Here is a 21648-nt window from a genome sequence, read left to right as displayed (position 1 = left end):
GCGGCGTAGACTGGCAGGGTCGCGTGTCATCGAGGTCTCCATGGCTGACACACTATCCGATATCCCGCCCGTGCTGATCGTCGGCGCGGGGCCGACCGGCCTTGCCGCGGCGATGAGCCTCGCGCGGGCCCGCGTGCCGGTGCGCATCATCGATCGTCTCGTCGCGCCCGCGCCGTTCTCGCGTGCGATCGGCATCCAGGCGCGCACGCTCGAACTGCTGGAGCAGCATCGCGCGGTCGAACCGTTTCTCGCGCTCGGCCATCGCGCGCATGCGGCCGAGCTGCATGCCGACGGTCGCGTGATCGCGCGGCTCGATTTCGATCCGCTGCAAACGCGCTATCCGTATCTGATGTTTCTCGACCAGAGCATTACCGAGCGGCTGCTCGCCGAGCACCTGGCCGGGATGGGCGTGACCGTCGAACGCGGTACGGCGCTGACCGCGTGCGACGCGGGCGGCACGTCGCTCGACGTGACGTTGCGCCGCGCCGACGGCCGCGACGAGTCGTTCGCCCCGTCGTACCTGATTGCCGCCGACGGCGCGCACAGCACGGTCAGGCACCTGCTCGGCCTGGGCTTTGCCGGGCATGCGTTCGAACAGACTTTCCTGCTGGCCGATTTCGCGGCGATACCCGACTGGCCGGACGAGGAGATCCATCTGTTCACGACGCCCGCGGGCATCGCAGGCCTGTTTCCGATGGGCGGCGGCCGTTATCGGCTCGTCGCGGACCGGCCGCCCGGCAGCGGCGCGTCGCCCGACGCGGCGCCGCCGTCGCTCGACGAATGCGACGCAATCGTCCGCGCGCGCGTCGGCGCATCGATCTCGCCGAGCGATCTCGCGTGGTCGTCCTATTTCCATCTGCACAGCCGGATGGTCGACCGGCTGCGTCATGGCCGCGTGTTTTTCGCGGGCGACGCCGCGCACGTCCACAGCCCGGCCGGCGCGCAGGGCATGAATACCGGCATCCAGGAGGCGTTCAACCTCGGCTGGAAGCTTGCACGCGTCCTCCGCGCAGGCGCGCCCGAGCGGTTGCTCGACACGTATCACGCGGAGCGCCATCCGATCGAGCGCGACGTGTTGCGGCAGACCGGTTTCGTCACGCAGGTCGTCGAAGCCGAGCGCGGTGCGATGAAGCTGTTGCGCGATCACGTCGTGCCGCTGCTCGCGTCGTTCGGGCCGATGCGCGACGCGGTCAGGCGCACGGTGAGCGAACTCGGCGTGCAGTACCGGAAGAGTCCGCTCACGCTCGAGCGCGTGCTCGACGGCGGCCCGCGCGCGGGCGAGCGCGCACCCGATGCACTCGTGCACGTGCTCGACGGGCCGCTCGGTCGCGCGCCCGGCACGGCGCGGCTATACGATCTTCACGATCCGGCGAGTTTCACGCTGTTGCTGCTGGAAGAGCCGGCGAATACCGACGCCGGCGAGGTGTCGCCGATCCCGGCCGATGCGCAAGCGCTCGTGCAGGGGCTCGAACGGATCATGCCGGAAGCGGTGCGCGCGTGGCGCGTCGCCGATGCCGAAGGCGACGGTGCGGCGGGGCTCGCGCAGGAATACGGCCGCTCGCGGCCGTCGTTCTATCTGCTGCGGCCCGACGGCTATGTCGCCGCGCGCGGGCGCACGGCGACCGACGCGAACGCGTTGCTGCGCCACTGCGAAAGCTGGTTCGCGGGCATGCCGGTATCCGCGTAGCCGCGCGCTCAGGCGGGCGCCGCGGCAGGGGCGAGCGACGCGCGATGCGTGGCGATCGCGTCGCGCACGATCGGCGCCGCGCGTCGTCCGGCTTCGCTCGACGGGTCGTCGAGCGCGGCGAGCAACGCCCGACGCATCCGCGGCTCCCAGAAGCGCCGGATATGCTCGGCGATGCCGGCCAGCGCTTCGTCGCGATCGGGCATCGATTCGAAGAACGCGCCGATCTGGTTGGCCATGTCGATCAGGTGGTCGTGGTCCATGATTGCCTCACTTGCCTGTCGTCACGGCGGCCGGCGCGGCCGCGCGGCGCTCGAGCAGGTCGAGCTGCTCCGAGTTGAAGCGCGCGTACGCGCGCTGCCAGTCGGACGGCTGCGCAACCGGCATCACCTGCACGGCCGTGACCTTGTATTCGGGGCAGTTGGTCGCCCAGTCGGAGCTGTCCGTCGTGATCACGTTCGCGCCCGATTCAGGGAAGTGGAACGTCGTGTACACGACGCCCGGCTGCATGCGCTCCGTCACGAGCGCGCGCAGCACCGTCTGCCCCGCGCGCGATTCGATGCCGACCCAGTCGCCGGTGCGGATCCCGCGATCCTGCGCGTCGTGCGGATGGATCTCGAGCCGATCCTCTTCATGCCATCGGACGTTTTCGGTTCGGCGCGTCTGCGCGCCGACGTTGTATTGCGACAGGATGCGGCCCGTCGTCAGGATCAGCGGATAGCGCTGCGTGACTTTCTCCGGCGTCGGAATGAACTTGGTGATCACGAACCGGCCCTTGCCGCGCACGAACGTGTCGATGTGCATGGTCGGCGTGCCTTCCGGCGCGTGTTCGTTGCACGGCCACTGGATGCTGCCGAGCGCGTCGAGCTTCTCGTACGACACGCCCGAGAAGGTCGGCGTGAGCCGTGCGATCTCGTCCATGATTTCCGACGGATGCGCGTAGTGCATGTCGTAGCCGAGCGCCTGCGACAGCAGCAGCGTGACTTCCCAGTCCGCGTAGCCCGCGAGCGGCGGCATCACCTTGCGCACGCGCGAGATCCGGCGCTCCGCGTTCGTGAATGTGCCGTCCTTTTCGAGGAACGTCGAGCCCGGCAGCAGCACGTGCGCGTATTTCGCGGTTTCGTTCAGGAAGATGTCCTGCACGACGATGCATTCCATCGCCGACAGCGCGGCCGCGACGTGCTGCGTGTTCGGGTCCGACTGGACGATGTCCTCGCCCTGGCAGTAAAGCCCCTTGAAGCTGCCGTCGAGCGCCGCGTCGAACATGTTCGGGATGCGCAGCCCCGGCTCCGGCTGCAGCGTGGCCGACCAGGCCTGTTCGAACTGCGTGCGCACGACCTCGTCGCCGATGTGTCGGTAGCCGGGCAGTTCGTGCGGGAACGAGCCCATGTCGCACGAACCCTGCACGTTGTTCTGACCACGCAGCGGATTGACGCCGACGCCTTCGCGGCCGACGTTGCCGGTCGCCATCGCGAGGTTCGCGATGCCCATCACCGTCGTCGAGCCTTGCGCGTGTTCGGTGACGCCCAGGCCGTAATAGATCGCGGCGTTGCCGCCCGTCGCGTACAGGCGCGCGGCCTCGCGCACCAACCCGGCCGGCACGCCCGTCACGTCCGCGGTCGCCTCGGGCGAATTGTCCGCCTGCGCGACGAAGTCGCGCCATTGCTCGAACGCGCGCGTGTCGCAGCGCTCGGCGACGAATGCGTCGGCCACCAGCCCTTCGGTGACGATCACGTGCGCCAGTGCGTTGACGATCGCGACGTTGGTGCCCGGGCGCAACTGCAGATGATGCGTGGCCTTCACGTGCGGGCCGTCGACGACGTCGATGCGGCGCGGGTCGATCACGATCAGCTTCGCGCCTTCGCGCACGCGCCGCTTCAGTCGCGAGCCGAACACCGGATGACCGTCGGTCGGGTTCGCGCCCATCACGACGATCACGTCGGCCTGGCCGACCGATGCGAACGTCTGCGTGCCGGCCGATTCGCCGAGCGTCGTCTTGAGGCCATAGCCGGTCGGCGAGTGGCACACGCGTGCGCAGGTATCGACGTTGTTGTTGCCGAACGCGGCGCGCACGAGCTTCTGCACGAGATAGGTTTCCTCGTTCGTGCAGCGCGACGACGTGATCCCGCCGATCGAATCGCGGCCGTACTTCTGCTGCAGCTTGCGGAATTGCGTCGCCGCGTAGGTGAGGGCTTCGTCCCAGCTCACTTCGCGCCACGGGTCGGTGATCTTCTCGCGGATCATCGGCTTCGTGATGCGGTCCTTGTGCGTCGCATAGCCCCACGCGAAGCGCCCCTTCACGCACGCGTGGCCTTCGTTCGCGAGACCGTTCTTGTACGGCGTCATGCGCACGACCTGCGTGCCCTTCATCTCGGCCTTGAACGAGCAGCCGACGCCGCAGTACGCGCAGGTCGTGACGACCGAGTGCTCGGCCTGCCCGAGCTGCACGACGGATTTTTCCTGCAGCGTGGCCGTCGGGCATGCTGCGACGCATGCGCCGCACGACACGCATTCCGACGCCATGAACGATTCGCTTTCGCCGGCGGCGACACGCGATTCGAAGCCGCGCGCGGCGATCGTCAGCGCGAACGTGCCTTGCGTTTCCTCGCACGCGCGCACGCAGCGGTTGCAGACGATGCACTTCGACGGATCGTACGTGAAGTACGGATTCGATTCGTCCTTCGTGTCCTTCAGGTGATTGGCGCAGTCGTTGCCGTAGCGCACTTCGCGCAGCCCGACCACGCCGGCCATGTCCTGCAACTCGCAGTCGCCGTTGGCCGGGCAGGTGAGGCAGTCGAGCGGGTGATCGGAGATGTACAGCTCCATCACGTTGCGGCGCAGCGACTGCAGCCGGTCCGACTGCGTGCGCACCTTCATGCCGGCTTCGGCGGGCGTCGTGCACGATGCCGGATAACCGCGCCGGCCTTCGATCTCGACGAGGCACAGCCGGCACGAGCCGAACGGTTCGAGCGAATCGGTCGCGCACAGCTTCGGGACGTTGACGCCGGCTTCGATCGCCGCGCGCATCACCGACGTGCCGGCCGGCACCGTGACCGGCTGGCCGTCGATTTCGAGCGTGACGTCGGTATCGGCGTACCGTTGCGGCGTGCCGTAGTCGGTATCGTCGTGCGGATCGCGTGCGCGCGCCTGGGCGGCGCTCTTGCACGCGCATTGGCCCGAGCCGCAGCCGCCTTGGCGGATGTTGTTCGTGTCGAGGGACATGCAGGGCTCCTTCTGGGTCAGGCCGCGGCCTTGACCGGGCCCGACGCGGCATCCTTGCCGGCAGCGAGCCCGAAATCTTCGGGGAAATGGTCGAGCGCGGACAGCACCGGGTACGGCGTCATGCCGCCCATCGCGCACAGCGAACCGGCCAGCATCGTGTCGCACAGGTCGCGCAACAGCGTGACCTGCCGCTCCGACGTGTCGCCGCGGCGAATCCGCGCGATCGTCTCGACGCCGCGCGTCGAACCGATCCGGCACGGCGTGCACTTGCCGCACGATTCGATTGCGCAGAACTTCATCGCGTATTCGGCCAGCTCGGCGAGATTCGACGTGTCGTCGTGCAGCACGATGCCGCCGTGGCCGACCACCGCGCCGATCGCCGTGTACGCTTCGTAGTCGAGCGGCACGTCCCACTGGCGGTCGGGCAGGTAGGTGCCGAGCGGGCCGCCGACCTGCGCGGCGCGGGCCGGCCGGCCGCTGGCCGTGCCGCCGCCGAAGTCGAACAGCAGCTCGCGCAGCGTGACGCCGAACGCGAGCTCGACGAGGCCGCCGTGACGGATGTTGCCGGCAAGCTGGAACGGCAGCGTGCCGCGCGAGCGGCCCATCCCGTAGTCGCGATAGAACGCGGCGCCGCGCGCGAAGATCACGGGCGCCGTCGCGAGTGTGATCACGTTGTTGATGACGGTCGGCTGGCCGAACAGGCCCGCGAGCGCGGGCAGCGGCGGCTTCGCGCGCACGACGCCGCGCTTGCCCTCGAGCGATTCGAGCAGCGCCGTTTCCTCGCCGCATACGTACGAGCCCGCGCCTTTCGCGACGTGCAGCTCGAACGCGTGCGCGGAGCCGAGCACCTGCTCGCCGAGCCAGCCGGCTTCGCGCGCGCGGACGATCGCGGCTTCGAGCGTGGCGATCGCGTGCGGGTATTCGCTGCGCACGTAGATGTAGCCGACCGTCGCGCCGGTGGCGACACCCGCGATGATCATCCCTTCGATCAGGCAATACGGATCGCATTCCATCAGCAGGCGGTCGGAGAACGTGCCCGAGTCGCCTTCGTCCGCGTTGCAGACGATGTATTTCTGCGCGGCGCGGGCTTGCCGCACGGTACGCCACTTGATGCCGGCCGGGAACGCCGCGCCGCCGCGGCCGCGCAGCCCCGACTCGATCAGCGTTTCGCATGCGGCGTCGCCGTCGAGCGCCAGGGCGTTCTTCAGGCCGGCGAGGCCGTCGTGTTGCAGGTAGTCGTCGATCGACAGCGGATCGGTCAGGCCGATCCGCGCGAACGTGAGCCGCTGCTGGCGCGCCAGATAGGGCAGCGCGTCGACGAGGCCGACGCCGCTCGGATGCGCGCCGCCGTCGAGCCAGTTGGCGTCGAACAGGGCCGGCACGTCGGCGGCCGACAGGTTCGCATAGCCGACGCGGCCCGCGGCCGTCCCGACCTCGACGAGCGGCTCGAGCCACAGCAGCCCGCGCGAACCGTTGCGGACCAGTTCGATCGCGACGCCGCGTCGTTCGGCTTCGGCCGCGATCGCGGCGGCGAGCGCGTCGGCGCCGAGCGCCAGCGCGGACGAATCGCGCGGAACGTAGATGCGGGTCGTCATGCGGCCTCCGGCGTGTGGGCGACCGCGTCGGCCAGCAGCACGTCGAACTTCTCCGGCGTGACCTTCGCATGGAGCACGCCGTTGACCGTCATCGACGGCGATTGCGCGCACAGTCCGAGGCAGTAGACCGATTCGAGCGCGACGTCGTCCGGCGTGTGGCCTGCGGCCCCGTCGCCGTGCGCGGCGTCGAACCGGCAGCCCGTGCGGGCTTCCGCGTGGGCGGCGAGCGTTTCGCAGCCCATGCTGCGGCACGCTTCGGCGCGACACATCTGGATCGTCACGCGCGCGGGCGGCGCGGTGCGGAAATGGTGGTAGTAGGTCAGGACGCCGTGCACTTCCGCGCGCGACAGGTTCAGTGCTTTGGCGAGCGGCGCGACGCAGCCCGGCGGCACGTAGCCCGCGTCGTCCTGGATCGCATGCAGGATCGCGACGAGCGACCGGCCGGCGCGCGCATGGCGCTCGACGAGCGCGTCGGGCGCAGGGGAATTCGGGGACATCGGTTATGCTCCTCCAAAGTCTCATATGCGCTCGGAATTCATATAGTGCGCAGCGGGACTTCGTTCTGATTGATTTTAGCCAACGATAAGCGGAAGATTCCGCGGTCGCAATAGGAAATCGGAGTGCATAATTGATTCGGATCGAATGCGACGCGTATCTGACCGTACGCGACACCGAAGGCCGGTCGGCCAGCCTCTCCGACGTCGCACCGCTGCTGGAGCTCGTGGCCGAGACGGGCAGCATCGCGCAGGCCGCGCAAGCCAAGGGGCTGTCGTACCGGCACGCGTGGGGCATGCTCCGCGCGCTGGAGTCGTGCATCGGCGGCGAGTTGATCGAGACTGCGCGTGGCAAGGGTTCGACGTTGTCGGCGCTCGGGCAGGCGGTCGTCGATGCGCAGCGCCTTGCGCGCAGCCGCCTCGACGGCAACCTGCGCACGCTGGCGGCCGAGGTGGCCAGCGAGTTGAACCGGCGGCTCGCGCAGCGCGACGGCGCCGTGCGCATTCATGCGTCGCATGGGTATGCGGTGGCGACGCTCGTCTCCGCGCTCGTCGATGCGCAGGCGGCCGTCGACATCAAATACCGCGAGAGCGTCGAGGCCGTGCAGGCGCTCGCGCGTGGCGAATGCGACTTCGCCGGCTTCCATTTGCCGCGCGGCGCGTTTCGCGCGCAGTGCGCGCAAATCTACCGGCCTTGGCTCGACGACACGCGCCACGTGCTGATCCACCTGACGCGCCGCCAGCAGGGGCTGTTCGTCCCGCGCGGCAACCCGAAGCAGGTCCGCGGGCTGGCGGATCTGGCACGCAACGACATCCGCTTCGTCAACCGCCAGCCGGGGTCGGGCACGCGGATGCTGCTCGATCTCGCGTTGCGCGCGATCGGCATCGATCCGGAGCGCATCGACGGCTATGCGTCCGCTGAGCTCACGCATTCGGCGATCGCGGCGTTCGTCGCGAGCGGCATGGCCGATCTCGGTTTCGGCGTCGAGCCGGCCGCCCGTCATTTCGGGCTCGACTTCATCCCGGTCGTCGATGAAGACTATTACTTCGCATGCGAACGCGCGCGGCTCGATGTGCGGCCGCTGGCCGACGTGCTGGCGCTGTTGCGCGACGCCCGCTTCGTCGAGCGCGTCGCGCGTCTCGACGGCTACGATCCGGCCGCGTGCGGCGCGCTGGAACCCGTCGCGACCGGGCTGGCCGGCGGCGACGGCGCGCGCGCGCCGGACGGCAATTCCCGGTAACGAGACGGCGATCGAAGCGCGCTGCAGTAGCGGGGGATTTGCGCTACGCTTGCCGCTCGATCAACGTTCCAACAAGCACGCCGTTCAGGCGTCATCCCGACATGAAATTTTCCGTTCCCCTTGCCGCGGCAGCGTTGACCGCAGGGCTGCTGGTCGTCGCTTCGCCGTTTGCGTTCGCGCAGAATTCCCCGGGTGTGCCCGGCGGCATCCTGAGCGAACAGTTCCGCTTGAACGAACATCCGCAGATGCCGTTCGCGGCGTCGGCGCCGTCGGAGAAATACCAGAGCGGCAAGAAGTCGGCATTGCGGCGCAAGGGTGACCTGGGCGATCCGAACGGCTGCAACCTGAAGTGCCCGATGGATACCCGGTAACGGGCAGGCAGCGTATCGGCGCCCGAGAGCAGGGCGTCTCTTCTACGCCGCGGCCTGGTCAACTGGCGGACGCTGCGTACGCTGCGCTCCGATCCCGCGTGATTCGAGCCCCGCGAAGCCCGTCGCTTCGCGGGGCTCGTGCTTTTCGGCGAGCGTTCATGTAACGCGGGACGAACGAAGCGGCCGTCCGCCCACGTGGCCGTGCCGACAGCGATTCAGGGTTAACCCGTAAATCAGGAAGGATGTCTTCCTGAAACCTGCCTTATTCTTAAGCATCCACCTACATAAACTTCGGTTTGTCGGCGCTGATCAAGGTGTTCACCGCCGAATCAGACAAATCTGGAGGTAGGTCATCATGAAGTCGCTCGTTCAAGCCGTTGTCGTTGCTGCCGCTCTCGTTGCTCCGGTCGCGTCGTTCGCCCAGTCGGGTTCGACGATCACCCGTGCGCAGGTCCGTGCCGAACTGGTTCAACTCCAGCAGGCCGGTTACAACACCGCCCGCGGCGAGGATCCGCATTATCCGGAAGCGATCCAGGCCGCCACGGCGCGTGTCGCGGAGCAGCAGCGCAGTGCGCTCGCTCAAGCTCGCGGCGCCGACGCCAGCGGCTACGGTGCGCAGGCACAGGGCGCATCGGCGTCGGGTTCGCGCGCAATGGGCGTGCGCCCGGCCAGCGCGGAAGAAATGAAGTCGCTGTACCGCGGCAGCTAAGCTGCACATCGCCCGGTATCGGCGGCGCGGGCCCCGGCGCGGCGATGCATCGCGCGCTGCCCGAAGCCTGACCACCGGGCTGGCCGCCGCCCGGCGCAATCGATGATGGCGTGGGCGCGGCAGAACATCCGTCACCTCCGGCCGCCGAACACCGGCGGCATTCCGCCCGGCCCGCCCGTGGCTGGGCGCTTTTTCGGAAGGAGTGGGGCGTGCGCGTTTCGCCGGCAACAAAAAACCCCGCAGACTTGCGTCATGCGGGGTTCGTGCGACGAGCGCGGAATTTGGTGGAGGCGGCGGGAATCGAACCCGCGTCCAGAAGCGCTCCACGACTAGTTCTACATGTTTAGTCCAGTCTTTTGATTTAACCGCAGCGACGCGGACGAACACGCTGCACTACGGCGATTCGCTAGATTTTCGACCCCGGCGTCGCGACGCCGACAGGGCTTAACTGACGTAAATGACCTCTGGCGGTATTGCTACCGGTCTTGCGACACTAGCCCGTCAGTGAACTAGGCAGAGGACGGCGGCCCTTAGGCTGCCAGTGCGAACGTATCGTCGTTTGCAGTTACGATTTTCCCATTGATTAACGAGGTGACGGGTCCTCGACATGCCCTAGCCGCTTCACAACCCCTGTCGAAACCAGGTCGCCCCCGCGGATAAGATCAACCATTATAGCCCAACATCGCGCAGCAGGTCCCGCAGTTCCTGCGTCGTGTCGACGAGGTGCTGCGCCTGCCAATTGGCCGGCGCGACGCCGTCGCCGCAATAGCCGTACGCAGCTGCGACGGTGGCCATGCCGGCGGCGCTGCCGGCCTGAATGTCCCGCAGGTCGTCGCCGACGTAGACGATACGCGCGGGCTCGAGCGTCAACTGGTCGGCCGCATGCAGCAACGGGGCCGGATGCGGCTTCGGGTGCGGCGTTGTGTCGCCCCCGACGACGCAGGCCGCGCGCGGCGCGAGGCCCAGCAGCTCGACGAGCGGTGCCGTGAGCCGCATCGCCTTGTTCGTGACGATGCCCCAGCGTACGCCGCGCGCATCGAGTTCGTCGAGCACGTCGCCGATGCCGGGAAACAGCGTCGTGTGCACGCAGAGGTCGGCTGCGTAGTTGGCCAGGAACTCGTCGCGCATCGCTTCGTAGCCGGGCGTGTGCGGGTCGATGCCGAACGCGCCGCCGAGCAGGCCGCGCGCGCCCGCCGAGGCCAGCGGCCGCAGCACGTCGAGCGACGTTTCGGGCAGGCCGCGCTCGCGCTGCATCTTGTTGACGGCGGCCGCGAGATCGGGCGCCGTGTCGGCGAGCGTGCCGTCCAGATCGAACAGGACCGCATCGCAGTGCAGCAGGCGCGGTTCGTCTGCGATCCGCGCGGTCGAAAGGGGAGTCGTCATGCCGGTCAACAGGTCATGCGCCGCGTCGGCATGCGACGAGGTAGTTGATGTCGGTATCGTTCGACAGCGCGAAGCGCTTGCCGAGCGGGTGATACGTGATGCCCTTGATCTCGACGATGTGCAGATCCGTCGCGCGGACGAAGCCGGCCAGTTCCGACGGGCGGATGAAGCGCGCGTAATCGTGCGTGCCCTTCGGCAGCATTTGTGCGATGTATTCCGCGCCGATCACCGCGAACAGGTAGGACTTCAGGTTGCGGTTCAGCGTCGAGAAGAACACCCAGCCGCCCGGCTTCACGAGGGTCGCGCACGCGGCCACGATATCGCCGGGCGACGGCACGTGCTCGAGCATCTCCATGCACGTGACGACGTCGTAGCTGCCCGGTTCGCGCGCGGCGATCGCTTCGGCGGCGATCGCCTCGTAATCGACCGAAATGCCGCTTTCGAGACTGTGCAGGTCGGCCACGCCGAGCGCTTCGGTCGACAGGTCGATGCCTTTCACCTGCGCACCGAGTCCGGCCATCGACTCGGACAGGATGCCGCCGCCGCAGCCGATGTCGAGCACGCGCTTGCCGGCCAGGTGCGCATGCGCGTCGATCCAGCCGAGCCGTACCGGGTTCAGGTCGTGCAGCGGTTTGAATTCGGCATTCGGGTCCCACCACCGATGGGCGAGGTCGCTGAATTTCTGGAGTTCGTGCGGATCGGCGTTGGTCATGTCGGCAAACGGGCTACGAGAGGAGGGCAGTGCGTCAGCCCCGAGTATATAAGCGGGCGGACGGCGAGGCCAGCAAGCGCCTGGACGGGCGTCAATGAAAAAGCCCCGCCGGAGCGGGGCTTTGAAGCAGTCGAAAACCGCGGCTTAGTTTGCCGGAACGGTCGTCTTCTGGACTTCTTGCGTACCGACCACTTCGACTTCCACGCGGCGGTCCGGTGCGAGGCAGGCGATGAGTTGCTTGCGGTTCTTCTGGTTGCAGCCGGTCGTAACCGGGTTGCGCTTGCCCTTGCCTTCCGTGTAGATCTTGTTGGCCGGCACACCCTTGCTGACCAGGTACGACTTCACGGCTTGCGCACGGCGCAGCGACAGACGGTCGTTGTACTTGTCCGAACCGATGCGGTCCGTGTAGCCCGTTGCGACGACCACTTCCGTGTTCATGCCCTGGATCTTCGACGACAGTTCGTCCAGCTTTTGCTTGCCCAGCGGCTTGAGCGTTGCCTTGTCGAAGTCGAACAGCGCGTCAGCTTGATACGTGATCTTCTGGCTCGTGATGGCCGGAGCGACCGGAGCGACCGGCGGCTGCGGTGCCTGGGCGACCAGTGCGCCATCGCACTTCGCGTTGGCGGTGGCCGGCGTCCAGAATGCATCGCGCCAGCAGAGCTCGTTCGTGCCGTTCATCCACACCCATTCGCCCGTGCCGTTCACCCAGTTGTCATTGACGGCTTGACGCGACGCCGGCACCGACTGTGCCGAAGCGGATGCAGCCATAACTGCGGTAGCTGCAATGAACGCGAGCTTTGAAAGTTTATTCATATTTCTCCTCTCGAAATTGAGATTACCGCAGGTTTACTGCGAGCCTGTTGACGGTGACAAGTCATACATTGCTCGAAGTATAACATTGGTGCGGCACAAAAAACGCGGCACCGCTCTGTGTAGACTTCGAGCAGCGTCTAACTTTCAGTGCGTTGGCATTTTGCCATATCGTTCCCTTCCTACGAAAAAAAATCCTCCCCACCCCAAGATCGCTTCAACTTTGTGGTGCATGCGCAACACCGTCCTGCCGTAACTTTTAGAGATTGTCAAGAGTGGGGCGGCGAAATTGCGCGATTGCATGCAGTTGTTTACTCGCGCGCAGGAAACGCGGCGGATGCGATCGCCTGCGACGTCGCGTCGCGCACCCTTTCGCCGGGCCGGTTTCGACCGATGATTTCGGCCGATTCGCCGCGGCCGCGATTTTTGCTGTTTACATATAGAGGGGGAGGCGGATTGGCGGCCGATGGGCGCATGTTAGAATCTCGCGTTGCGTTGCGCATGCAGCGCCCACGCGAAAGGCGTTCGCCGTCTTCGCTCCGAAACGATACGGATACATGGATCAATTCGCCAAAGAGACCCTGCCCACCTCCCTAGAGGAGGAAATGCGCCGTTCGTATCTCGATTACGCGATGAGCGTGATCGTCGGACGTGCCCTCCCGGATGTCCGCGATGGCCTCAAGCCCGTGCACCGGCGCGTGTTGTTCGCGATGCACGAACTGAACAACGACTGGAACCGCGCGTACAAGAAGTCGGCGCGTATCGTCGGTGACGTGATCGGTAAATACCACCCTCACGGCGATACCGCGGTCTACGACACGATTGTGCGGATGGCGCAGGATTTCTCGCTGCGCTACATGCTGATCGACGGGCAGGGCAACTTCGGCTCGATCGACGGCGACAATGCCGCGGCGATGCGTTACACCGAAATTCGCATGGCGAAGATCGGTCACGAGCTGCTCGCCGACATCGACAAGGAAACGGTCGATTTCGAGCCGAACTACGACGGCAACGAAATGCAGCCGTCGGTCCTGCCGTCGCGCATTCCGAACCTGCTGATCAATGGCTCGTCGGGCATCGCGGTCGGCATGGCGACCAACATCCCGCCGCACAACCTGAACGAAGTCGTCGACGCGTGCCAGCATCTGCTCGGCAACCCGGAAGCGACGATCGACGAGCTGATCGAGATCATCCCGGCGCCGGACTTCCCGACGGCCGGCATCATCTACGGCGTCGCCGGCGTGCGCGACGGCTACCGCACCGGGCGCGGCCGCGTCGTGATGCGTGCGGCCACGCACTTCGAGGAGATCGACCGCGGCCAGCGGATGGCGATCATCGTCGACGAGCTGCCGTACCAGGTGAACAAGCGCTCGCTGCTCGAGCGGATCGCCGAGCTCGTCAACGAGAAGAAGCTCGAAGGCATTTCCGACATCCGCGACGAATCCGACAAGAGCGGCATGCGCGTCGTGATCGAGCTCAAGCGCGGCGAAGTGCCGGAAGTGGTGCTGAACAACCTGTACAAGGCGACGCAGCTGCAGGATACGTTCGGCATGAACATGGTCGCGCTCGTCGACGGCCAGCCGAAGCTGCTGAACCTGAAGGAAATCCTGCAGTGCTTCCTGTCACACCGACGCGAAGTGCTGACGCGCCGCACGATCTACGAACTGCGCAAGGCCCGCGAACGCGGCCACGTGCTCGAAGGTCTCGCGGTCGCGCTCGCGAACATCGACGAGTTCATCGCGATCATCAAGGCCGCGCCGACGCCGCCGATCGCGAAGCAGGAACTGATGGCGAAGCCGTGGGATTCGTCGCTCGTGCGCGAGATGCTGACGCGCGCCGAGAGCGAGAACGCCGCGGCCGGCGGCCGTTCCGCGTACCGTCCGGAAGGCCTGAACCCGGCGTTCGGGATGCAGACCGACGGGCTGTACCGCCTGTCCGACACGCAGGCGCAGGAAATCCTGCAGATGCGTCTGCAGCGCCTGACCGGCCTCGAGCAGGACAAGATCATCGGCGAGTACCGCGACGTGATGGCCCAGATCGCCGACCTGCTGGACATCCTCGCACGCCCCGAGCGGATCACGACGATGATCGGCGAGGAGCTGACCTCGGTGAAGGCCGAATTCGGCGACGCGCGCCGCTCGAAGATCGAGCTGAACGCGACCGAGCTGAACACCGAGGATCTGATCACGCCGCAGGACATGGTCGTCACGATGTCGCACGCGGGCTACGTGAAGTCGCAGCCGTTGTCCGAGTACCGCGCGCAGAAGCGCGGCGGTCGCGGCAAGCAGGCGACGCAGATGAAGGAAGACGACTGGATCGAGACGCTCTTCATCGCGAACACGCACGACTACATCCTGTGCTTCTCGAATCGCGGCCGTGTGTACTGGGTCAAGGTCTATGAAGTGCCGCAGGGCTCGCGCAACTCGCGTGGCCGGCCGATCGTCAACATGTTCCCGCTGCAGGAAGGCGAGAAGATCAACGTCGTGCTGCCGGTCAAGGAATTCTCGGCCGACAAGTTCATCTTCATGGCGACGTCGCTCGGCACCGTGAAGAAGACGCCGCTCGAAGCGTTCAGCCGCCCGATGAAGAAGGGCATCATCGCGGTCGGCCTCGACGACGGCGACTACCTGATCGGTGCGTCGATCACCGACGGCGCGCACGACGTGATGCTGTTCTCGGACTCCGGCAAGGCCGTGCGTTTCGACGAGAACGACGTGCGTCCGATGGGGCGCGAGGCGCGCGGCGTGCGCGGCATGCAGCTCGAGGACGGGCAGCAGGTCATCGCGATGCTGGTCGCGGGCAGCGAGGAGCAGACCGTGCTCACCGCGACCGAAAACGGCTACGGCAAGCGCACGCCGATCACCGAGTACACGCGCCATGGCCGCGGCACGAAGGGTATGATCGCGATCCAGACGTCCGAGCGCAACGGCAAGGTCGTGGCTGCCACGCTCGTCGACGCCGAGGATCAGATCATGCTGATCACGACGGCCGGCGTGTTGATTCGCACCCGCGTGTCCGAGATTCGCGAGATGGGGCGCGCCACGCAAGGTGTTACACTCATCAGTCTCGATGAGGGTACGAAGCTCTCTGGCCTCCAGCAGATCGCCGAGGCCGAAGAGGGAGAGGGCGAAGCCGACGAGGCGTCGGACGGCGAAGCCTGAAGAACGGATGAGACTCTGGCCGCCGCGGGCGAAAAGCGCCGCGGCCGGCGAGCAACCATTCATATTTCCAAAAGGGAGTGATGATGCAAAAGCAATTCAAGCAACTGGTTCTGCTGGCTGCACTGGTGCCGACTTTCGCGATGGCGCAGGCGCTGTCGAATTCCGCACCGGCTGCTCCGGCGGCAGCTGCGCCGATCGACGCCGACAAGAAGGCGGCGATTAAGGATCTGCTCGACGCGATCGACGCGCCGAAGCTCGTGTCGGCAATCGGCAACAGCGCCGAAATGCAGGCGAAGCAGCTCGTGCCGGCCATCCTGTCGGACGCGCTGTCGGAAAACAAGACGCTGAACGACAAGCAGAAGCAGGCTGCCGTTCCGACGCTGCAGAAGAACGCGGTGCCGAAGCTGGTCGACGGCGCGGGCAAGGTGTTCGGCACGCAACAGTTCCAGAGTGACGCGATGTCGGCTCAGTACGACGCGTACGCGAAGTACTACAGCACGTCGGAGATCAAGGATCTGACGACGTTCTACAAGAGCCCGACGGGCCGCAAGTTCATCCAGGTTCAGGATCAGGTCGGTCGCGACGTGGTCAACGGCCTGATGCAGAAGTACATGCCGCAAGCGATCCAGGCAACGCGTACGCAGGCTGACAAGGAAGTCGCAGCAGTCAAGCCGGGCAAGTAAGCTGTCCGGCCGCGCCTCCGGCCGTTCGGCCGGGTTTGGCGGGAGCCTGACGACAGTGCGATAATGGCCGTTTGCGCGCGAGCGCAAGCGGCCATTTCTTTTCTGGCGCGTTTTGCCGGCGGCAAGCCGGTCGCGTCCCTCCCGAGGTTTTCACGATGCGCGTCTTTAATTTCTCCGCCGGCCCTGCGGCGATGCCCGAGGAAGTGCTGCGGCAAGCCGCCGACGAAATGCTCGACTGGCACGGCAGCGGCATGAGCGTGATGGAGATGAGCCATCGCGGCAAGGAGTTCATGTCGATCCACGAGGCCGCGCTGACCGACCTGCGCGACCTGCTCGGCGTGCCGGCGAGCCACCGGATCCTGTTTCTGCAGGGCGGCGGCATTGCGGAAAACGCGATCGTGCCGATGAACCTGCTGGGCGCGCGCACGACGGCCGACTTCGTCGTGACCGGTTCGTGGTCGCAGAAATCGTTCGGCGAGGCGAAGAAGTTCTGCACGCCGCATCTGGCCGCGAGCGGCAAGACGGAAGACGGCTTCACGCGTGCGCCCGCGCGCGCGGAATGGCAGCTGTCGGACGATCCGGCCTACGTGCATCTGTGCACCAACGAGACGATCGACGGCGTCGAGACGTTCGAGATCCCCGATCTCGGCGACGTGCCGCTGGTCGCGGATGTCTCGTCGCACATCCTGTCACGCCCGATGGACGTCGCGAAATACGGCGTGCTGTTCGGCGGCGCGCAGAAGAACATCGGGATGGCCGGCGTGACGGTCGTGATCGTGCGCGAGGATCTGCTCGATCGCGCGCTGTCGATCTGCCCGTCCGCGTTCGAATGGAAGACCATCGCCGCGAACAACTCGCTGTACAACACGCCGCCCACCTACGCAATCTACATCGCGGGCCTCGTGTTCCAGTGGCTGAAGCGGCAGGGCGGCCTCGAAGCGATCGAGGCACGCAATATCGAAAAATCGAAGCTGCTCTACGACACGATCGACGCGAGCAGCTTCTATCTGAACAAGGTCGAGCCGGCAGCGCGTTCGCGGATGAACGTGCCGTTTTTCCTGGCCGACGAAACGCGCAACGAAGACTTCCTTGCCGGCGCAAAGGCGCGCGGGCTGCTGCAGCTGAAGGGCCACAAGTCCGTCGGCGGCATGCGGGCGTCGATCTACAACGCGGTGCCGCTCGAGGGCGTGAAGGCGCTCGTCGAGTACATGAAGGACTTCGAGCAGCGCGGCGCCTGACGGCGGCGCTGTTCAAACAGCACGGCAAAACGCATGGACGACGAACTGAATTCCCGCCTGAAACCGCTGCGCGACCGCATCGACGCGATCGACGCGCAGCTGATCGCGCTCCTGAACCAGCGCGCCGCGGTGGCGCTCGAGGTGGGCGAGGTCAAGAAGCATTTCAACGCGCCGGTGTTCCGGCCCGAGCGCGAGCTGCAGGTGATCGCGCGGCTGCAGGACATGAGCGCCGGGCCGCTCGCGAGCGAGCACATCAGCGCCATCTGGCGCGAGATCATGGCGGCGAGCCGTGCGCTCGAGCAGACGATTCACGTCGCGTTCCTCGGGCCGGTCGGCACGTATAGCGAGCAGGCGATGCTCGAGTATTTCGGCCAGTCGATCGAAGGACTGCCGTGCCCGTCGATCGACGAGGTGTTCCGCTCGGTCGAGGCCGGTGCGTCCGCGTTCGGCATCGCGCCGGTCGAGAATTCGACCGAAGGCGCCGTATCGCGCACGCTCGACCTGCTGCTGCAGACCCAGCTGGTGATCAGCGGCGAGCTCGCGCTGCCGATCCATCACAACCTGCTCACGCAGAGCGGCACGCTCGACGGCGTGACGCGCGTCTGCGCACACGGGCAGGCGCTCGCGCAATGCCAGCAGTGGCTCGCGGCGAATGCGCCGCAGCTCGAGCGGCAGGCCGTGGCGAGCAACGCGGAGGCCGCGCGCCTCGCGGCGGCCGATCCGAGCGTCGCCGCGATCGCGGGCGACCGCGCGGCCGCGCACTATGGATTGCAGATCGCGTTCTCGCTGATCCAGGACGATCCGCACAATCGCACGCGCTTCGTGATCGTCGGCAAGCAGCCGGCCGGGCAGAGCGGGCACGATCAGACGTCGCTGATCGTGTCCGTGAAGAACGAGCCGGGCGCCGTGTTCAAGCTGCTCGAGCCGCTCGCGCGGCACGGCGTGTCGATGACGCGCTTCGAGTCGCGTCCGGCGCGCGTCGGCACGTGGGAGTACTACTTCTATATCGACATCGAAGGGCACCGTGACGATGCGGCGGTGGCGGCCGCGCTCGCGGAACTCGGTCAGAAGGCCGCGTTCCTGAAGATACTCGGTTCGTATCCGCGCGCACGCTGACGCGCGGCGGCCGTCGCCTGCTTGCGCAGGCGGGGCGGCCGGGCGGGCAGGGCAGGCCGGTCGGCGCTGCCGAAGGCGGGTTCGGGCGGTATCCGGCGCAGGTTGCGCCGGGTGCGGGCCCGTTGCCCGGAATCTGGAATTCCGCGTGCGGGGCGTCGTTTCGCGCGCGTAACTTGGCTCTTGTCGTGTCAGGCTTTGCATTCAACAAACTGGTCATCTTCGGCGTCGGCCTGATCGGCGGATCGCTGGCCCGCGCGCTGCGCGAGCGCGCGCCGGGCGGCGCGGGCGAGATCGTCGGCGTCGGCCGTTCGCGCGCGTCGGTCGAGCGCGCGCGCGCGCTCGGCGTGATCGACCGCGCGGCGGCACTTGACGACGACGCGCAATTGCGCGACGCGCTTGCCGGCGCCGATCTCGTCCTGCTGGCCGCGCCCGTCGCGCAGACGGGCCCGTTGCTCGCGCGTATCGCGCCGTGGCTCGACGGCGCGACGATCGTCACCGATGCCGGCAGCACCAAGTCCGACGTCGTCGCGGCCGCGCGCGACGCGCTCGGCGCGCGGATCGCGCAGTTCGTGCCCGGTCACCCGATCGCGGGGCGCGAATCGAGCGGCGTCGAGGCGGCGTTGCCGGACCTCTACGTCGGCCGCAACGTCGTGCTGTGCCCGCTGCCGGAGAACGCGCCCGAAGCCGTGGCCCGGATCGACGCGATGTGGCGCGCGACCGGCGCCGACGTGCGCACGATGAGCACCGAACAGCACGATCGCGTGTTCGCGTCGATCAGCCATCTGCCGCATGTGCTGTCGTTCGCGCTCGTCGAGCAGATTCTCGGCGAGGCCGACGCGGAACTGAAATTCTCGTACGCGGCCGGCGGTTTCCGCGATTTCACGCGCATCGCGGCGTCGAACCCGGAAATGTGGCGCGACGTGTGCGTCGCGAACCGCGCGGCGCTGCTCGACGAACTCGACGGCTACACGCGTGTGCTCACGCGGCTGCGCGCGGCGATCGACGCCGGCGACGGCGCGGCGCTCGAAGCCGTATTCACGCGCTCGCGCGCCGCACGCAAGGCATGGCAGGAGCGCGGCGGCGCGCCCGCTGCCGAACCGGTCAAGAAATAACAGGACGATTCCCATGGACTACCTCGATCTCGGCCCGTACTCCAGCGCTTCGGGCACCGTGCGCCTGCCCGGCTCGAAGAGCATTTCGAACCGCGTGTTGCTGCTCGCGGCGCTCGCCGAAGGCGAAACGACGATCACCAACCTGCTCGACTCCGACGACACGCGCGTGATGCTCGACGCACTCGGCAAGCTCGGCGTGAAGCTCGCGCGCGACGGCGACACCTGCGTGGTCACCGGCACGCGCGGCGCGTTCACCGCGAAGACGGCCGACCTGTTCCTCGGCAACGCGGGCACGGCCGTCCGGCCGCTGACCGCCGCGCTCGCGGTGAACGGCGGCGACTATCGCGTGCACGGCGTGCCGCGCATGCACGAACGGCCGATCGGCGATCTCGTCGACGGCTTGCGCCAGATCGGCGCGCAGATCGACTACGAGCTGAACGAAGGCTACCCGCCGCTGCGGATCAAGCCCGCGACGATTGCGGTCGATGCGCCCATCCGCGTGCGCGGCGACGTGTCGAGCCAGTTCCTCACCGCGCTGCTGATGACGCTGCCGCTCGTGAAGGCGAAGGACGGCAGGACCGTCGTCGAAGTCGACGGCGAGCTGATCTCGAAGCCGTACATCGACATCACGATCCGGTTGATGGCGCGCTTCGGCGTGACCGTCGAGCGCGACGGCTGGCAGCGCTTCGTCGTGCCGGCCGGTGTTCGCTACAAGTCGCCGGGACGGATCATGGTCGAGGGCGATGCGTCGTCCGCGTCGTACTTCCTCGCGGCCGGCGCGCTGGGCGGCGGCCCGCTGCGGGTCGAGGGCGTGGGGCGGGCGAGCATCCAGGGCGACGTCGGTTTCGCGAACGCGCTGATGCAGATGGGCGCGAACGTGACGATGGGCGACGACTGGATCGACGTGCGCGGCATCGGCCACGATCACGGCAAGCTCGAGCCGATCGACATGGACTTCAACCTGATTCCCGACGCGGCGATGACCATCGCGGTCGCGGCACTGTTCGCGAGCGGCACGAGCACGCTGCGCAACATCGCGAGCTGGCGCGTGAAGGAAACGGACCGCATCGCCGCGATGGCGACCGAGCTGCGCAAGGTCGGTGCGATCGTCGAGGAAGGCCCCGACTATCTCGTCGTCACGCCGCCGGAAAAGCTCACGCCGAATGCGGCGATCGATACGTACGACGATCACCGGATGGCGATGTGCTTCTCGCTCGTCAGCCTGGGCGGCGTGCCCGTGCGGATCAACGATCCGAAGTGCGTCGGCAAGACGTTCCCCGACTATTTCGACCGCTTCGCCGCGCTCGCCAAAGCCTGACCCGACTGTTCCGATGAAATCGACCCGCCCCTTTCACCCGACTCCCGTCATCACGATCGACGGCCCGACCGCTTCCGGCAAGGGCACCGTCGCGGCGCTCGTCGCCGCGCACCTCGGCTTCCACCTGCTCGACAGCGGCGCGCTGTACCGGCTCGCCGCGCTCGCGAGCGTGCGCTACGGAATCGCCGCGGAAGACGTCGACGCGCTGGTTAAGCTGATCGACGACCTGCACATCACGTTCCGTGAAGGGTGCGCGCAGCTCGACGGCGTCGACGTGTCGAACGACATTCGTGCCGAAGCGGTCGGCAACCGCGCGTCGGCGATTGCCGTGCACGGCCCCGTGCGCACCGCGCTCGTCGCGCGCCAGCGCGCGTTCCGCAAGACGCCGGGCCTCGTGGCGGACGGGCGCGACATGGGCACCGTGATCTTCCCGGACGCCGTGCTGAAGGTGTTCCTGACGGCCAGCGCCGAGGCGCGCGCGACCAGGCGGCATAAGCAATTGATGCAAAAAGGTTTTTCTGCTAATATAGATGACTTGCTCCGGGATCTTCGTGAACGTGACGCGCGCGACAGCAATCGCGCAGCCGCGCCGCTGAAGCCTGCGGCAGATGCCAAGCTGCTCGATACGTCGGCGCTTTCGGTCGATGAAGCCGTCGACCAGGTGCTGCAGTGGTACCGGGCGCTCGGCCAGCCCGCCTGACAAGGCGGGCAGCGGTAGGTGCTCCGCATCGCAAGCGCGGAGCGTGTTTCGAACCCTTAACCCCGTGTGGTCCTCGATCTGGCCCTTTCAGCCTGCCAT

18 protein-coding genes and 1 other RNA gene are annotated in these 21648 nt (G+C 67.1%); 11 read left to right on the top strand and 8 right to left on the bottom strand.

Translation table 11 applies throughout. From position 1 onward, the window contains the following. The first annotated feature begins 40 nt into the window (after window positions 1-40). A complete protein-coding gene (locus A9Z05_RS28880) occupies window positions 41-1687 on the top strand; it encodes an FAD-dependent monooxygenase (RefSeq protein ID WP_069621089.1) in 1647 nt (548 codons plus the stop codon). Between the two features lie 8 nt (window positions 1688-1695). Here the strand turns inward: A9Z05_RS28880 and A9Z05_RS28875 are convergent, their stop codons facing one another. Genes A9Z05_RS28875 through A9Z05_RS28860 form a run of 4 tightly spaced genes read right to left on the bottom strand, consistent with a single transcriptional unit; the run spans window position 1696 to window position 6998 of the window. Beyond that, the gene (locus tag A9Z05_RS28875; RefSeq protein ID WP_069621088.1) at window positions 1696-1947 is read right to left on the bottom strand and encodes a formate dehydrogenase subunit delta; all 252 of its coding nucleotides are present in this window, start codon (window positions 1945-1947) and stop codon (window positions 1696-1698) included. Window positions 1948-1954: 7 nt separating this feature from the next. Continuing rightward, window positions 1955-4906, bottom strand: a complete 2952-nt coding sequence (fdhF, locus tag A9Z05_RS28870) for a formate dehydrogenase subunit alpha (protein WP_069621087.1) — start codon at window positions 4904-4906, stop codon at window positions 1955-1957. Between the two features lie 17 nt (window positions 4907-4923). Continuing rightward, on the bottom strand, window positions 4924-6501 hold the full coding sequence (locus A9Z05_RS28865; RefSeq protein ID WP_069621086.1) for an NADH-quinone oxidoreductase subunit NuoF: 1578 nt from the start codon (window positions 6499-6501) through the stop codon (window positions 4924-4926). Further along, window positions 6498-6998, bottom strand: coding sequence for an NAD(P)H-dependent oxidoreductase subunit E (locus tag A9Z05_RS28860; protein WP_069621085.1), 501 nt, complete (start codon window positions 6996-6998; stop codon window positions 6498-6500). The genes A9Z05_RS28865 and A9Z05_RS28860 overlap by 4 nt, the downstream gene beginning before the upstream one ends. A gap of 131 nt (window positions 6999-7129) precedes the next feature. On the opposite strand from A9Z05_RS28860, the gene A9Z05_RS28855 reads away from it, so the two are divergent. The 3 genes from A9Z05_RS28855 to A9Z05_RS28845 all read left to right on the top strand — a co-directional run bounded on the left by A9Z05_RS28855 (window position 7130) and on the right by A9Z05_RS28845 (window position 9316). Continuing rightward, window positions 7130-8236, top strand: a complete 1107-nt coding sequence (locus A9Z05_RS28855) for a substrate-binding domain-containing protein (protein WP_069621084.1) — start codon at window positions 7130-7132, stop codon at window positions 8234-8236. Between the two features lie 101 nt (window positions 8237-8337). Continuing rightward, the gene (locus A9Z05_RS28850; RefSeq protein WP_050011550.1) at window positions 8338-8607 is read left to right on the top strand and encodes a hypothetical protein; all 270 of its coding nucleotides are present in this window, start codon (window positions 8338-8340) and stop codon (window positions 8605-8607) included. A gap of 355 nt (window positions 8608-8962) precedes the next feature. After that, window positions 8963-9316, top strand: coding sequence for a DUF4148 domain-containing protein (locus tag A9Z05_RS28845; RefSeq protein WP_069621083.1), 354 nt, complete (start codon window positions 8963-8965; stop codon window positions 9314-9316). A 282-nt stretch (window positions 9317-9598) separates the two neighbouring features. Here the strand turns inward: A9Z05_RS28845 and ssrA are convergent. The 4 genes from ssrA to ompA all read right to left on the bottom strand — a co-directional run bounded on the left by ssrA (window position 9599) and on the right by ompA (window position 12224). Next, window positions 9599-9968: a transfer-messenger RNA gene (gene ssrA, locus A9Z05_RS28840) on the bottom strand. A 17-nt stretch (window positions 9969-9985) separates the two neighbouring features. Next, on the bottom strand, window positions 9986-10699 hold the full coding sequence (gene gph / locus A9Z05_RS28835; protein WP_069621082.1) for a phosphoglycolate phosphatase: 714 nt from the start codon (window positions 10697-10699) through the stop codon (window positions 9986-9988). A gap of 13 nt (window positions 10700-10712) precedes the next feature. Beyond that, complete coding sequence (ubiG, locus tag A9Z05_RS28830) at window positions 10713-11411, bottom strand: bifunctional 2-polyprenyl-6-hydroxyphenol methylase/3-demethylubiquinol 3-O-methyltransferase UbiG (protein WP_069621081.1); 699 nt, start codon at window positions 11409-11411, stop codon at window positions 10713-10715. A gap of 144 nt (window positions 11412-11555) precedes the next feature. Continuing rightward, entirely contained in the window at window positions 11556-12224 is a 669-nt protein-coding gene (gene ompA / locus A9Z05_RS28825; protein ID WP_050011546.1) for an outer membrane protein OmpA, read from the bottom strand. Between the two features lie 554 nt (window positions 12225-12778). Here ompA and gyrA point away from each other — a divergent pair. The 7 genes from gyrA to cmk all read left to right on the top strand — a co-directional run bounded on the left by gyrA (window position 12779) and on the right by cmk (window position 21549). Further along, entirely contained in the window at window positions 12779-15382 is a 2604-nt protein-coding gene (gene gyrA / locus A9Z05_RS28820) for a DNA gyrase subunit A (protein ID WP_050011545.1), read from the top strand. An 83-nt stretch (window positions 15383-15465) separates the two neighbouring features. After that, on the top strand, window positions 15466-16065 hold the full coding sequence (locus tag A9Z05_RS28815) for a DUF2059 domain-containing protein (RefSeq protein ID WP_006486966.1): 600 nt from the start codon (window positions 15466-15468) through the stop codon (window positions 16063-16065). 155 nt (window positions 16066-16220) lie between these two features. Then, window positions 16221-17303 (top strand): 3-phosphoserine/phosphohydroxythreonine transaminase, encoded by a 1083-nt coding sequence (serC, locus tag A9Z05_RS28810; protein WP_069621080.1) that lies wholly within the window; start codon window positions 16221-16223, stop codon window positions 17301-17303. A gap of 33 nt (window positions 17304-17336) precedes the next feature. Further along, a complete protein-coding gene (gene pheA / locus A9Z05_RS28805) occupies window positions 17337-18419 on the top strand; it encodes a prephenate dehydratase (protein WP_069621079.1) in 1083 nt (360 codons plus the stop codon). A 185-nt stretch (window positions 18420-18604) separates the two neighbouring features. Then, window positions 18605-19531 carry a prephenate dehydrogenase/arogenate dehydrogenase family protein gene (locus A9Z05_RS28800; RefSeq protein ID WP_069621221.1) on the top strand — a complete coding sequence of 309 codons (927 nt, stop codon included), beginning with the start codon at window positions 18605-18607 and terminating at the stop codon, window positions 19529-19531. A gap of 13 nt (window positions 19532-19544) precedes the next feature. Continuing rightward, window positions 19545-20849, top strand: a complete 1305-nt coding sequence (gene aroA, locus A9Z05_RS28795; protein ID WP_069621078.1) for a 3-phosphoshikimate 1-carboxyvinyltransferase — start codon at window positions 19545-19547, stop codon at window positions 20847-20849. A gap of 13 nt (window positions 20850-20862) precedes the next feature. Further along, the gene (gene cmk, locus A9Z05_RS28790) at window positions 20863-21549 is read left to right on the top strand and encodes a (d)CMP kinase (RefSeq protein ID WP_059574065.1); all 687 of its coding nucleotides are present in this window, start codon (window positions 20863-20865) and stop codon (window positions 21547-21549) included. Window positions 21550-21648 lie beyond the last annotated feature (99 nt).

The sequence above is a fragment of the Burkholderia sp. A2 genome (assembly GCF_001729305.1).
GTDB classification, from domain to species: domain Bacteria; phylum Pseudomonadota; class Gammaproteobacteria; order Burkholderiales; family Burkholderiaceae; genus Burkholderia; species Burkholderia sola.
Note: the sequence above shows the minus strand (reverse complement) of the source record. Positions and strands in the feature narration are given on the sequence as shown.

Bases quoted from the DNA above. Each gene is read 5' to 3' on its own strand.
- gyrA (WP_050011545.1), top strand. From the start codon at position 12,779: ATGGATCAATTCGCCAAAGAGACCCTGCCCACCTCCCTAGAGGAGGAA.
- fdhF (WP_069621087.1), bottom strand. From the start codon at position 4,906: ATGTCCCTCGACACGAACAACATCCGCCAAGGCGGCTGCGGCTCGGGC.
- A9Z05_RS28875 (WP_069621088.1), bottom strand. From the start codon at position 1,947: ATGGACCACGACCACCTGATCGACATGGCCAACCAGATCGGCGCGTTC.
- ubiG (WP_069621081.1), bottom strand. From the start codon at position 11,411: ATGACCAACGCCGATCCGCACGAACTCCAGAAATTCAGCGACCTCGCC.
- A9Z05_RS28860 (WP_069621085.1), bottom strand. From the start codon at position 6,998: ATGTCCCCGAATTCCCCTGCGCCCGACGCGCTCGTCGAGCGCCATGCG.
- A9Z05_RS28850 (WP_050011550.1), top strand. From the start codon at position 8,338: ATGAAATTTTCCGTTCCCCTTGCCGCGGCAGCGTTGACCGCAGGGCTG.
- pheA (WP_069621079.1), top strand. From the start codon at position 17,337: ATGGACGACGAACTGAATTCCCGCCTGAAACCGCTGCGCGACCGCATC.
- A9Z05_RS28815 (WP_006486966.1), top strand. From the start codon at position 15,466: ATGCAAAAGCAATTCAAGCAACTGGTTCTGCTGGCTGCACTGGTGCCG.
- A9Z05_RS28880 (WP_069621089.1), top strand. From the start codon at position 41: ATGGCTGACACACTATCCGATATCCCGCCCGTGCTGATCGTCGGCGCG.
- ompA (WP_050011546.1), bottom strand. From the start codon at position 12,224: ATGAATAAACTTTCAAAGCTCGCGTTCATTGCAGCTACCGCAGTTATG.
- A9Z05_RS28865 (WP_069621086.1), bottom strand. From the start codon at position 6,501: ATGACGACCCGCATCTACGTTCCGCGCGATTCGTCCGCGCTGGCGCTC.
- A9Z05_RS28845 (WP_069621083.1), top strand. From the start codon at position 8,963: ATGAAGTCGCTCGTTCAAGCCGTTGTCGTTGCTGCCGCTCTCGTTGCT.
- serC (WP_069621080.1), top strand. From the start codon at position 16,221: ATGCGCGTCTTTAATTTCTCCGCCGGCCCTGCGGCGATGCCCGAGGAA.
- gph (WP_069621082.1), bottom strand. From the start codon at position 10,699: ATGACGACTCCCCTTTCGACCGCGCGGATCGCAGACGAACCGCGCCTG.
- cmk (WP_059574065.1), top strand. From the start codon at position 20,863: ATGAAATCGACCCGCCCCTTTCACCCGACTCCCGTCATCACGATCGAC.
- aroA (WP_069621078.1), top strand. From the start codon at position 19,545: ATGGACTACCTCGATCTCGGCCCGTACTCCAGCGCTTCGGGCACCGTG.